At 78.3% G+C, this 12,159-nt stretch carries 10 protein-coding genes; 2 read left to right on the top strand and 8 right to left on the bottom strand.

Annotated elements, in window-relative coordinates; genetic code table 11:
* Nucleotides 1–33: 33 nt before the first annotated feature.
* Together IPO09_04655 and priA are read right to left on the bottom strand one after the other, a co-directional pair.
* The gene (locus tag IPO09_04655; protein MBK9516642.1) at nucleotides 34–2,997 is read right to left on the bottom strand and encodes a DUF4388 domain-containing protein; all 2,964 of its coding nucleotides are present in this window, start codon (nucleotides 2,995–2,997) and stop codon (nucleotides 34–36) included.
* A 45-nt stretch (nucleotides 2,998–3,042) separates the two neighbouring features.
* Complete coding sequence (gene priA, locus IPO09_04660) at nucleotides 3,043–5,250, bottom strand: primosomal protein N' (GenBank protein MBK9516643.1); 2,208 nt, start codon at nucleotides 5,248–5,250, stop codon at nucleotides 3,043–3,045.
* 190 nt (nucleotides 5,251–5,440) lie between these two features.
* On the opposite strand from priA, the gene IPO09_04665 reads away from it, so the two are divergent.
* Entirely contained in the window at nucleotides 5,441–5,884 is a 444-nt protein-coding gene (locus IPO09_04665; GenBank protein ID MBK9516644.1) for a hypothetical protein, read from the top strand.
* Here the strand turns inward: IPO09_04665 and IPO09_04670 are convergent.
* Nucleotides 5,881–6,612, bottom strand: coding sequence for a hypothetical protein (locus tag IPO09_04670; protein ID MBK9516645.1), 732 nt, complete (start codon nucleotides 6,610–6,612; stop codon nucleotides 5,881–5,883). The genes IPO09_04665 and IPO09_04670 overlap by 4 nt on opposite strands.
* Before the next feature lie 20 nt (nucleotides 6,613–6,632).
* On the bottom strand, nucleotides 6,633–7,496 hold the full coding sequence (galU, locus tag IPO09_04675; protein MBK9516646.1) for a UTP--glucose-1-phosphate uridylyltransferase GalU: 864 nt from the start codon (nucleotides 7,494–7,496) through the stop codon (nucleotides 6,633–6,635).
* A gap of 60 nt (nucleotides 7,497–7,556) precedes the next feature.
* On the opposite strand from galU, the gene IPO09_04680 reads away from it, so the two are divergent.
* Nucleotides 7,557–8,468, top strand: coding sequence for a hypothetical protein (locus IPO09_04680; protein ID MBK9516647.1), 912 nt, complete (start codon nucleotides 7,557–7,559; stop codon nucleotides 8,466–8,468).
* A 21-nt stretch (nucleotides 8,469–8,489) separates the two neighbouring features.
* On the opposite strand, the gene IPO09_04685 is transcribed toward IPO09_04680, so the two are convergent.
* The 4 genes from IPO09_04685 to IPO09_04700 are packed head-to-tail and all read right to left on the bottom strand — an operon-like array spanning nucleotide 8,490 to nucleotide 12,155.
* The gene (locus IPO09_04685; GenBank protein ID MBK9516648.1) at nucleotides 8,490–9,341 is read right to left on the bottom strand and encodes a 1,4-dihydroxy-6-naphthoate synthase; all 852 of its coding nucleotides are present in this window, start codon (nucleotides 9,339–9,341) and stop codon (nucleotides 8,490–8,492) included.
* Nucleotides 9,342–9,388: 47 nt separating this feature from the next.
* Nucleotides 9,389–10,204, bottom strand: coding sequence for an ABC transporter ATP-binding protein (locus IPO09_04690; GenBank protein ID MBK9516649.1), 816 nt, complete (start codon nucleotides 10,202–10,204; stop codon nucleotides 9,389–9,391).
* 11 nt (nucleotides 10,205–10,215) lie between these two features.
* Nucleotides 10,216–11,262 (bottom strand): iron ABC transporter permease, encoded by a 1,047-nt coding sequence (locus IPO09_04695; GenBank protein MBK9516650.1) that lies wholly within the window; start codon nucleotides 11,260–11,262, stop codon nucleotides 10,216–10,218.
* Nucleotides 11,259–12,155: an ABC transporter substrate-binding protein gene (locus tag IPO09_04700; GenBank protein ID MBK9516651.1), complete on the bottom strand. Its 897-nt coding sequence runs from the start codon at nucleotides 12,153–12,155 to the stop codon at nucleotides 11,259–11,261. The genes IPO09_04695 and IPO09_04700 overlap by 4 nt, the downstream gene beginning before the upstream one ends.
* Between the last annotated feature and the right edge of the window lie 4 nt (nucleotides 12,156–12,159).

Genomic DNA, 12,159 nt, shown 5'->3' on the forward strand with positions numbered 1-12,159 from the left:
AAGCTGAAGATCCCCGAGTAGGCGCCTAAGGCCCTAGCTCGGCAGCCCGCGCAGGTACTCGGCGCGGAGCGCGTCGTCGGCCAGCACCTCGCGGGCCTCGCCCACCACGCGCCGGATCTCGGCGAGGCGCGCCTCGAGCCCGGCCTCCTTCGACCCGTGGAACCGCTCGGGGCCGAGCTCGGCCAGCAGGCGGTCGGCCGCCTCGCGCACCTCGTGGGGCGTGCAGCCCCGGCCGATGCCCAGGATGGTGAAGTAGTCGGCGCGCCGGACCTGCTCGAGCTTCTCGCGCACCCGGGCCAGGTCGATGGCCTCGGCCACCTGCGCCGAGGGCCGCCCGGCCTGCACCACCCGGACTCCCAGCGCGCCCACCAGCACCGCCGCCGCCAGCAGCTGCCGGGCGGACAGCGGGTCGAGCGGGCTGCTGGCCAGGAGCTCGTCCACCGTGCGCAGCCCGTCGGCCAGCTCGAGCGTCCGCCGCTCCTCGGCGCTCAGCCCGAGCTCGGCGGTGGCGGGCGGGGCGGCGGTGGGCGCGAGCAGCGAGGCCGGGCCGCCCAGCACCGCGTCGGCGCGCTGCGCCAGCCAGCGGCGGCGCACCCCCTCCACGGCCAGCGCCAGGGTGGGCCGGTCGGGCGCCACGCGCTCGTCGCCCGGCACCACCTCGGGCGACCACTCGAAGCGCGCGCCCGCCTCGCCGAAGATGCCGAACACCACCTCCTCGGTGCGGCGGCGCACCAGGCCGGTCAGCTCGGCCGGCTTCAGGTACCCGCGCTCCACCAGCAGCAGCGCCGCCCGCCGGCTCGGGGACGCGGCCGCCGAGGACGCCACCTGGCGGTGCTGCTCGCGGGTGAGCAGGCCGAGCCTGAGGGCCACCTCCTCGACCCGCTCGCCGGAGGCGCCGGAGGCGGCGCCCACCACCCGCCCACCCTCGAACCAGAGGCTGCGCACCGAGTGGCCGGTCACGTCGAGGCGGCCGTCGAGCCGGGCCCGGGCCGCCAGCGCCAGCAGGCGCGGGGCGGTGAGGTCGTCGAGGGCGCCGCCGAGCAGCTCGGCCGGAGGGGGTGCGGGCGGAGGCGGGGAGGGGGTGAGGTCGGGCGCCGGGGCCGGATCGGCCGGCGGCGCCTCGGGATCGGGCCCGGGACGGGCCGGGGCGGGCTGCTCGTGACGCGGCCGGAGCGAGAGGGCGCGGCGCCGCGCCGCCTCCTGCCGCGCGTCGGGCAGCGGATCGGGCGCCCCGTCGGGCTCGGGCTCGGCCGACGGGTCGCGGGAGGGCTCGTCTCGCGGCCCGCGCGGAGGGGCCAGGGCGGCGGCTGCGGTGGCGGCGGACGCCGCCTCCACCAGCGCGGCCCGCTCGGCGGCCAGGCGGTCGGCCTCCTCGGAGAGCCGGGCCAGCGCGGCCTCGGCCTCGGCCCGGCCGGCCGCCTCGGCCTCGGCTCGGGCCCGCAGCGCCTCCAGCGCGGCGCTGGCGCGCGCCTCCACCTGCTGCTCGGTGGCGCGCGCCGCCTCGGCGGCCGCCTCCTCGGCGGCGGCGCGCCCCGCCTGGCTGGCCTGGTGGACCCGGAGCTCCGCCACCGCCTCGGCCTCGGCGGCGACGCGGGCCCGGGTGTCCTCGAGCTCGCTCCGGTGGGCGGCGCGGTCGGCGTCGAGCTGGGCGCGCAGCCGGGCCAGCTCCGCCTCGAGCAGCTGCCGGGCCTCGGCCTCGTCGCGCGCCGCGGCCTCCGCCTGCCTGGCGCGGCTGGCCTCCTCCTCGGCGCGCCGGGTGGCCTCGGCGCGGGCCGCCTCGACGCGGGCCCGCTCCTCCGCCTGGCTGCGGCGCGCCGCGGCCTCCCCGGCCAGCCGCTCGGCCTCGGCCTGCGCCGCGGCGTCCTCCCGGGCCTGCGCCTCCTGCTGCGCCTGCGCCGCGGCCACCTGCCGGGCGCTGCGGGCCTCGGCCTCGGCCGCCAGGGTCTCCTCGGCGCGGGCCCGATCCTCCGCCTCCTCCAGCAGGCGGCGCGGCGCCGCCTGGTCCGGCGCCGGCGGCTGGTGGGCCAGACCGGCGGGCGCGATGGGCGTGGGTCCGGCCGCGTCGGGCGCGAGGTCCGGCTGCGGCTCCTCGAACATGGCCGAGGTGAGCGGCAGGTCGGGCGGCAGGTCGAAGGGGGTCTCCGCCAGCGGCTCCTCCACCGCGGCGCCGGCCGGGGCGTCCCAGGTGGCGGGTGGAGCAGGCGGCAGATCGGCGTCGGGCGCCGCCTGCCGGCCCGCAGCGCTCCCGGGCGCCGGCGACGGCTCGTCGACCCTCGCCGCCGGATCCACCCCGGCGGGCGGCTCCAGCTCGAAGAGGGCGTCGAGCCCCGCGGCGGCCTCCGCCGCGGCAGGGCTCGGGCTCTCCTCCGGCGAGCGGCGCAGCTCCTCGGCCCGGGCGCGCAGCGCCTCGGCGGCGGCCTGGCGCGCCCTGGCCGGATCCGAGGGGTTGGAGCGCCGCTCCAGCGGCTTCGGCAGCTCGATGGGCGGACCGCGCCGCTCGAAGGGGAGGCGCGGGGAGGGAGCGGGTGGGGCCGGGGTCCATGTCGCGGTCGGGGCCGGGGTCCAGGTCGGGGCCGCGGTCTCCTCGACCACCACCCTCCGCCCCGCCGCCAGGAGCGCCTGCACCTGCTCGGCGAGCGCGGCGGGATCGACCGGGCGCGGCAGCGTCACCGCGTGGGCCGGCACGCCCGGCCCGGTGCCCAGCACCAGCAGCGGCAGCCCGCGGGTGGCCTCGTCGTCCTCCAGGCGCGCCACCAGGGCCAGCGCCTCGCCCCCCTCGCAGGTGGCGCCCACCACCAGGAGGTCGGGCAGCCGCTGCCCCATGGCGGCCTGCGCGTCGGAGGCGTTGGTGGCGAGCACCGGCGACAGGCCGGCGCGCGCCAGCACGCGCTTGACGGCCGAGATCTCGGCGATGTCGTCGTCCACCAGGAGGAGCCGGGCCACGGGCCGCGATGATGGATCGGGCACCAGGGTGCAGCAAGCTTGCGCACGCACCATCGACACGTCGGGGCGCGATATCGGACGGTACGCGGACGGCCGGCCCTACATCATCGAGTAGGGGTCCATGTCGAAGCGGACCGCCGCGCCGCCCGGCGGGCGGTGGGCCACGCGGGCCAGCGCCCGGTGGACCCGCATGAGCGCGGCGTGGTCGGGGGCGCGGACCAGCAGGTGCCAGCGGCTCTTGCCGCGGATCCGCTCGATGGCCGCCGGCGCCGGCCCGATGAGCGCCGAGCCGGGCGCCAGCGCCGGCCGGGCCGCGTGGGCCAGCGCCTCGGCGGTGCGCCGCGCCCCCTCGTCCGAGCCCTCCACCCGCACCGCCAGCAGCCGCACGTAGGGCGGGTAGCCCAGGGACTGCCGCCGCGCCAGCTCCTCCTCGGCGAACCCCGCGTAGTCGTGCGCCACCGCCCGGGCGATGGCCGGTGAGCGCGGGTTGAAGGTCTGGATGAGGACCCGGCCGGCGTCGGCGCCGCGCCCGGCCCGCCCGGCCACCTGCGCCAGCAGCTGGAAGGTCCGCTCCCCGGCGCGGAAGTCGGGCAGCGCCAGCGCCGTGTCGGCCAGCACCACCCCCACCAGCGTGACCCCTGGGAAGTCGTGCCCCTTGGTGACCATCTGCGTGCCCACCAGCACGTCGAGCTCGCGCCTGGCGAAGCGGGCCAGCACGCCGGCGGTCTCGTCGGCGGTGGTCACCGTGTCGCGGTCGAGCCGCGCCACCCGCGCCCTGGGCAGCAGCGCCCGCACCGCCTCCTCCACCTGCTCGGTGCCCACGCCGATGCCGAAGCGCAGGCCGCCGCAGGCCGGGCACAGGCCGGTCATCGGCTCGCTGCGGCCGCAGTAGTGGCACAGGAGCAGGCCGCGCCGCGCGTGGTGGGTCTGCGAGACGGCGCAGTCGGGGCAGCGGGCCTCGGCGCCGCAGGCCTCGCACAGCACCAGCGACTGGTAGCCGCGCCGGTTGAGGAAGAGGATCGACTGCTGCCCGGCCAGCAGGGTCTCGTCGAGCGCCGCCGCCAGCGCCGGGGAGATCATGCCGGGCGCGGGCGCCCGGCCGCCGCGCCGCGCCCCGGTCAGGTTCACCAGCTCGACCCGCGGCATGGGGCGGTCGTCCACCCGCACCGGCAGGGAGAGGGTGCGGTAGCGGCCGCGCCGGGCGTTCTCCAGCGTCTCCAGCGACGGGGTGGCCGAGCCCAGCACCACCACCGCGTCCTCCAGCCGCCCGCGCACCACCGCCAGGTCGCGGGCGTGGTAGGCCGGCCCGTCCTCCTGCTTGAAGCTGCCCTCGTGCTCCTCGTCCACCACGATGACCGCCAGCTCCTCCACCGGGGCGAAGATGGCGCTGCGCACCCCCACGCAGATGCGCGCCTCGCCGCGGCGCAGCCGGAGCCACTCGGCGTGGCGCTCGGCGTCGGAGAGGCCGGAGTGCAGCAGCGCCACCTCGTCGCCGAAGCGGGCCCGGAAGCGGCCGGCCAGCTGCGGGGTCAGCGCGATCTCCGGCACCAGCACCAGCGCCCCCTTGCCGGCGGCGCGGGCCCGCGCGATGGCCTGCAGGTAGACCTCGGTCTTGCCGGAGCCGGTCACCCCGTGCAGCAGGAAGGTGGTGAAGGCGCCCGAGGCGGCCGTCAGCTCGGAGAGCGCGCGCGCCTGGTCGGGCGTGAGGGTCACGGCCCGGTCGGCGGCCTCGAGGATGCCGCTGACCGCCACCGGCGTCTCGGCGTCGAGCAGCACCAGCCCGCGCCGGGCCAGGGCCGTCAGGGCGGCGCGGCCGGCCGGGAAGGCCGCCTTGAGCTCGTCCACCGGGATGCGGCCGCGCACCAGCAGGTACTCCAGCACCGCCCGCTGCGCCTTGGCGCGGGCCAGCAGCGCCACCGCGTCGGCGGCGCCGGGGGCGGGCGCGGCGAACTCCACCTGGCGGCGCCCCGGGGTCTCGGCCCCGCCGCGGGTGTTGAGCCCGGGGGGCAGGGCGGCCCGCAGCAGCTCGCCGGGGGGCACCAGGTAGTAGGCCTCGGCCCAGCGCAGCAGCTCCACCAGGCGGGGCGTGAAGGGCGGGAAGGCGTCGAGGACCTGCACCACGTCGCGGAGCTCGAACCCGGCCGGCGGCGCGGTGGGGAACCCCACCACGTAGCCGGTGGCCCGCTTGCTCTTGCCGAACGGCACGGCGACGCGCTGGCCGAGCGCCACCTCGGCGGCGAGGTGCGTCGGCACGCGGTAGGTGAAGGTGCCGCGGACCGCGGCGGCGACGGCGACCTCGACGAGCACCGGCGGAGTCTAGCAGGCGGGCCGGACGGGCCCCGGGCGGACTCCGGGCCGCCGGGTCGGGCCGGTCCCTGCCCGCGGCGCGGGCAGCCGGAGGCGCGGCGGGCGCGCACCGGGGCGGCAAGGGCGCGACGCGCCTGGGATCGACGGCCGTCACGCCCCCCCGGCACGCCCCTGGCAAGCGACGCCCCACATGGCCCACGTCATCTTCTACGGGAAGCCCGGCTGCGGGGGGAACGAGCGGCAGCTGGCGCTGCTGCGCGCCGCCGGCCACCAGGTCGAGGTGCGCGACCTCCTCACCCACCCCTGGACCGTGGAGGCGCTGCTGCCCTTCCTGGCCGGCGCCCCGGTGCCCGAGTGGTTCAACCGCACCGCACCCAGGGTGAGGTCGGGGGAGGTGGCGCCGGAGCGGCTGGCGGCCGCCGAGGCGCTGGCGCTCCTGCTCGCCGAGCCGGGCCTGATCCGCCGGCCGCTCCTGCAGGTGGGCGCGCGGCGCGAGGTGGGCTTCCTGGCGGCGGTGGTGGGCGAGTGGATCGGCCTGGACCCGCTCGAGCCACCGGACGCGGCGGCGGCGGGCTGCGGCGGCGGGCGCTGCGGCCCCACGGGCGACGCGCCGGTCCGGCTCGGCCGGCGCTAGAAGAGCGCCTCGGGCAGCCCGGGTCTGGCGGCGGCCCTGGCGGTGGTGAAGCGGAGCAGCAGCGCCGGGCCGTCCCAGACCTCGGCCACCCGGGGGAACCAGTCGCCGCCGGTGGCCGAGCCCCAGTCGATGAGCCGGACGTCGAGGCGGGCGCCGCCCTCCTGCGAGAGCAGCCTGAGCGGCAGGTAGCCATCCTTGTCCACGTAGACCAGCGGCCTCGGGCTGGCCGCCCGGCCGCCCAGCACCAGCGCGATGCGGCCGTTGAAGCGCGCCAGCGCGGCCTCGTCCAGCGTGACGCCCCGCCGCACCAGCGCCTCGGCCAGCCACCGGCCGTCGGCCCCGGGCGTGAAGGCCACCAGGGCGGCCAGCGCCCGCAGCAGCGCGGCGGCGGCGGGGGTGGCCTCCAGGCCGCCCTGGCCGCGCAGCCGGTCGTCGCGCAGCGCGGCGAAGGGGCGCTCGGGCTCGGCGGCGTCGGCCGGCTGCAGCTCCAGCCGCACCTTGCCCGGGGTCTTCCAGAGGACGCGGGCCGGCATGCTGAGGCTGCCGGCCGGCGGGGCCAGCGCCCCCAGCCGGGCCAGGGCCGGGCCGCTCAGCTCGAGCGTGCCGGTCACCTCCACCGCCCCCACCTGCAAGGCGGCGCGCCGCTCGGCCACCTTGGCCACCACCGCGGACGGCGGCAGGACGTAGGCGGGCGCGGCGGCGGGGGCCAGGAGCAGCGCCAGCGCCAGCGGCGCGCCCCGGCCAGACCTCACAGGATCCCCTTCAGGTACTCGCGCAGCGGCGCCGCGATCTCCGGGCGCTTGAGCGCGAAGGCGATGTTGGCCTTCAGGTAGCCGAAGCGGTCGCCGGCGTCGTAGCGATCGCCCTCGAACCGGTAGCCCAGCAGCCCCTCCTCCCGGGCCAGCACGGCCAGGGCGTCGGTGAGCTGGATCTCGCCTCCCACGCCGGGCTTCACCTGCTCCAGCAGCTCGAAGATGCGCGGCGGCAGGACGTAGCGCCCGATGACCGCCAGGTTGGAGGGCGGGTCCTTCCTGGGCTTCTCCACCAGCCGCTCGATGCGGGTGGTGCGGGCGTCGAGGGCCGTGCCGGCGGCGATGCCGTACATGCTGGTCTCCTCGGGCGGCACCTCCATGAGCGCGATGGTGCCCTTGCCGTGGCGCTGGTAGCAGTCGGTGAGCTGGCGGGTGGCCGGCACGGCGGCGTCGATGATGTCGTCGCCCAGCATCACCACGAAGGGCTCGTCGCCCACCAGGGCCTTGGCGCACAGCACCGCGTGCCCCAGCCCGAGCGGCTCCTGCTGCCGCACCGTCACCACGTTGGCCATCCGGGCGATGGCGCGCATCTGCTTGCGCAGCTCCAGCTTCCCGGTGCGCTCCAGGTTGGCCTCCAGCTCGGCCGCCAGGTCGAAGTGGTCGACGATGGAGTCCTTGCCGCGGGCGCAGATCAGGATGACGTCGCGCACCCCCGCCGCCACCGCCTCCTCGACGATGTACTGGATGGTCGGGGTGTCGACGATGGGCAGCAGCTCCTTGGGGACGGCCTTGGTGGCCGGGAGGAAGCGGGTGCCGAGGCCTGCTGCCGGGATGACCGCCTTGCGGATGGGCTTCGCCATGGGGGCGCACGATACCACCACTCTTTTGCACCGGCGTCGGCGCGCCGCTATGGTCGCCCCGTGCGCGCCCGCCCCCTGCTCCTCGCCCTCGGCCTCCTCGTCGCCGCCCCGGCCCGTCCGGCCACGCCGCCCCCCGGCGGGGTCGCGGACCTGGCCGGGCCGCGCACCCTGGGGCTGGCCGGCGCCACCGGCGTGGTCTCGGGCAACGACGGCCTGTTCGTCAACCCGGCGGCCACCGCGGTGCAGCGCCGCTACTCCATCGAGTCGCTCTTCCTGGTGGACCGGCGCGGCGCCGACTCGGCGGGCCAGTACCTGGGCGCCTCGGTGGTGGACTCGATCTCGGCGCCGGCGGCCGCCTCGCTGGCCTGGGTCCGCTCGACGGAGGGGGCGCAGCGCGGCAACCTCTTCGTGGGCGGGCTGGCCGGCGCCATCGCCGACTCGCTCTACCTGGGCGCGCAGCTGCGCTACTACGACCTCTCCACCACCACCTCCCCACCCTCGGGGCCTGCCACCAGCGTGCGGACGCAGGCCGTCACCGCCGACGTCGGCCTCTTCTGGGCGGTCAGCGACCTCATCTCGGTGGGCGCCGCCGGCTTCAACCTGCTGCCCATCGGCCACCCGCAGGTGGCGCCGCGCGCCGTGGCGGCCGGCCTGGCCCTCGGCAGCGACACCTCCGTGAAGCTCACCCTCGACTGGCGCGCCGACCTCGACCGGGTGCGCCACCCGGTGACCGGCAAGGCCGTCACCACCAACCGCTACGGGGCCGGCCTGGAGGTGCTGCTCGGCGCGCTGGTGCCGCTGCGCGCCGGCTACCTGGTGGACGACACGCTCGACACCACCTGGTGGTGCGCCGGCGCCGGGCTGGTGACGCGGGGCGGGGTGGGGCTGGACTTCGGCTACCGGCAGTCGCTCGACGCCGCCAACGCGCGGGTGCTGGGCCTGACGCTCAAGCTCCAGTTCCTGGAGCCCTGACCGCCGCCTCCCAGGGCCCGCTCAGGGCGTGGGCGCGCCGGCGGGCTCGGAGAAGACGTCCGGCGGCGCGGGCTGGCCCGGGTTGACCTGCGCCCAGACCGTGAGCAGCCGCGCCACGGCCCGCCGGCCCGCCTCGCCGAGCCCCAGCGAGTAGCCGTTGACGTAGAGGTCCACGTGCTGCCGCATGACCGCCTCGTCCAGCTCCTGGGCGTGGCCCCGCACGTAGGCGGAGAGGCCGGAGCCCCGGGCCCGGGCGTGCTCCAGGCTGCGGCGCACCGCCGCGTCCACCCGCCGGCGCACCGTGAGGTCGAGGGTGCGCCGCGCCACGATGCCGCCCAGCGGGATGGGGGCGCCGGTGACGCGCTGCCAGTGCTCCCCCAGGTCCAGCACCCTGGCCAGGCCGCGCGCCGCGTAGGTGAAGCGCCCCTCGTGGATGAGGACGCCGGCGTCCACCTCGCCGGAGAGGACCGCCGCCTCGATGGAGGAGAAGACCTGGAAGACCTTGTGGGCCGCCGCCGGGTAGGCCAGGGAGAAGAGCAGGTGGGCGGTGGTGTCCCGCCCCGGGATGGCCACGCGGGCGGTGGCCGGATCGAAGGCGGCGGCGCCAGGGCGCGCCACCAGGAGCGGCCCCACCCCCTCGCCGAGCGCGCCGCCCGCCTCCAGCAGCGCGTAGCGGTGGGCCACCCTGGGCAGGACCCCGTAGGAGAGCTTGGTGACGTCGAGCCGCCCCTCGAGCGCCCACTCGTTGAGCGTCTGCACGTCCTCGTGGACCACCTCGAGCTCGAGCCCCTCGGCTGCCACCGGCCCGTTCACCAGGGCGTCGAAGATGAAGGTGTCGTTGGGGCAGGGCGAGATGCCGAGGGTGAGCTTCATGGCGGACGTCCTCGAGGGGCCGGCAGCATACCGCGCGGCGCCGCGCCTCAGCGGCCCGGCGTCCCGGTCCCGCCGGTGGGCAGCACCACCGGCGCGCCGGTGGCGCCGTTCTGCCCGCGCCACACCGGCACGCCCCAGACCTGCCGGACCCGCTCGGCCGTCAGCACCTCGGCCGGCGGCCCCTCGGCCACCACCTTCCCGGCGCCCATCACCACCAGCCGGTCGCAGGCGGCGGCGGCCTGGTTGAGGTCGTGCAGCACCGCCACCACGCACAGGCCGCCGCGGGCCGCCACCCGGGCCATCTGCATGGCGGCCACCTGGTGGGCCAGGTCCAGGAAGGCGGTCGGCTCGTCGAGCAGCAGCACCCGCGGCTCCTGCGCCAGCGCCCGGGCGAAGAAGACCCGCCGCCGCTCGCCGCCGGAGAGCGCGTCGACCCGCCGACCGGCCAGGTGACCCAGGTCGCAGGCGGCCAGCGCCCCCTCCACCGCGCCGGTGTCGTACCGGCCCGGGATGGCCAGCAGCCCCTGGTGCGCCGCCCGCCCCATCATCACCGCCTCGCGGACGGTGAACGGCCAGTCGAGGCGCGGCTCCTGCGGGACCAGGGCGCAGACCTGCGCCACCAGGCGGCGCGGCGCGGCGTGCGGGTCGAGGCCGGCCAGCCGCACCGTGCCGGCCGAGGGGGCCAGCAGGCCCGCCACCAGCCGGATCAGGGTCGACTTGCCGGCGCCGTTGGGGCCGAGCAGGCCGACGAACTCGCCCTCGCGGGCGGTGAAGGTGACGCCGTCGACGGCCGGGCGCGCGCCGTAGGCGAAGTGGGCGTCCGCCACCGCCACGATGGGGTCGGGCCAGGGCGGGCCGGGCAGGTGGACCGGGCTCACGGCAGCGCCTCGGCCTCGCGGCGGGTGGAGCGGCGCAGCAGCCACAGGAAGAAGGGCCCGCCCACGAAGGCGGTGACGGCGCCCACCGGCGGCTCGGTGCCGAGCGGCAGGAAGGCCAGGCGGGCCAGGGCGTCGGCCAGCGTGAGGAAGGCGGCGCCGAAGAGGGCCGAGGCGGGCAGGAGGAGGCGGTGGTCCGGGCCCACCACCCGCCGCACCAGGTGCGGCACGATCAGCCCCACGAAGCCCACCAGGCCGGCCAGCGCCACCGCCGCGCCGGTGGCGGCCGAGGCGGCGAAGAAGACCTGGGTCCGCACCCGGCGCACGTCCACCCCCAGCGTGGCCGCCTCCTCGTCGCCCAGGGTGAGCAGGTTGAGGCGCGCCGAGAGCAGCCCGAGGGTCCCCACCGAGGCCAGGATGACCAGCGCGCCGACCAGCAGCGTGCCGGGCGGCTCGTAGCCGATGGCGCCCATCAGCCAGTAGAGCAGCCGGGCGGCCTGCTCCGGCGGGACCAGCATCTTGAGCAGCGTGATGACGCCGGCCACGAAGGCGTTGAAGACGATGCCCACCAGCAGCGCCGCCTCCGGCACCAGCCGCCCGCCGATGCGCCCCAGGCCGAAGACCAGCAGGGTGGAGAGGATGGCCCCCAGCACCGCGCCCAGCACCACCGGCGGCGCCGAGCCGAGCAGGGCGCCGGCCGGCCCGGCCACGCCGGCCAGCCCCACCGACGCCAGCAGCACCAGCGCCCCGCCCAGCGCCGCGCCGCCGGAGACGCCCAGCACGAAGGGCTCGGCCAGCGGGTTGCGCAGCAGCGCCTGCAGCGCGGTGCCGGCCGCCGCCAGGGCGAAGCCCACCAGCGCCGCCAGCAGGGCGCGCGGCAGGCGCAGGCCGAGCACGATGGCGCGGTGGGGCTCCACCCCGGCCAGGGCGTCGGCCAGCGACACCGGCTGCGGGCCGAGCAGGCACGAGAGGGCCACCGCGCCGGCGATGGCCGAGAGGCCCAGGCCCAGCGCCAGCAGCAGCCGGCCGCGGCCGAGGCCGGTCACCTCCCGGCCTCCGGGTGCAGCGCCAGGAAGAGCTCGTCGAGCGCCGCGATCATCTTCGGGCCGGCGCGCAGCAGGGCGTCGCTGGAGAGCCGCACCACCCGACCGGCCCGGACCGCCGGCACCGCGGCCAGGCGCGCCAGCCCCTCGGGGGGCTCGTCGAGCGCGGCGTCGATCACCAGGTCCGGGTTCACGCCCACCGCCAGCTCCACCGGGTAGACCGGCCAGGGGCGGACCCCGCCCACCGCGTTGTCGCAGCCGGCCAGCCGCAGCAGCTCGTCCGGGAAGCTGCCGGGGCCGGCCACCACCAGGGGATCGCGCCCCACCACGAAGAGCACCCGCTTGCGCGGAAGCCCGGCGGCGCGGCCGCGCAGCCGCTCGACCGCGGCGTCCAGCCGGTCCGCCAGCGCCGCGCCGCCGGCCGGGTCGCCGATGGCCTCGCCGGTCAGCCGGGCCGCCGCCGAGACGTCGGCCACGGTGATGATGGGGATGGCCAGGATGGGGAAGGCCCCGTCGGCCAGCTCGGCCAGCCGGCGCACGGCGGCCAGGGCGCCGCCGTCGGTGACCCACAGCACCAGGTCCGGCTGCAGGCCCAGGATGATCTCCGGGTTGGGGTCCAGGAAGCCGCCCACCCGTGGCAGCCCCGCCACCTCGGGGGCGCGGTCCACGCGGGTCACGCCCACCACCCGGCCGGTGGCGCCGAGCGCCACCAGCACGTCGGTGAGGCTGGGGGCCAGGGTGATGATGCGGCGGGCCGGGCGGCGCGGCGGCGCCCCGATCCAGATGGCGCCGCCCTGCGAGGCCCCGCGGCCGGAGGAGGACAGGGCGGCGGGGGTCGAGGTTGGGGTCGGGGTCGGGGTCGGGGTCGCGGTCGCGGTCGCGGGGGCGCCCCTCACCCCG

It is taken from the genome of Anaeromyxobacter sp., from assembly GCA_016718565.1.
Classification (GTDB): Bacteria; Myxococcota; Myxococcia; order Myxococcales; family Anaeromyxobacteraceae; genus JADKCZ01.

What these genes read in the sequence shown, in the direction of transcription:
- IPO09_04655 (MBK9516642.1), bottom strand. Translation starts at nt 2,997, where the DNA reads ATGGTGCGTGCGCAAGCTTGCTGCACCCTGGTGCCCGATCCATCATCG.
- galU (MBK9516646.1), bottom strand. Translation starts at nt 7,496, where the DNA reads ATGGCGAAGCCCATCCGCAAGGCGGTCATCCCGGCAGCAGGCCTCGGC.
- IPO09_04665 (MBK9516644.1), top strand. Translation starts at nt 5,441, where the DNA reads ATGGCCCACGTCATCTTCTACGGGAAGCCCGGCTGCGGGGGGAACGAG.
- IPO09_04685 (MBK9516648.1), bottom strand. Translation starts at nt 9,341, where the DNA reads ATGAAGCTCACCCTCGGCATCTCGCCCTGCCCCAACGACACCTTCATC.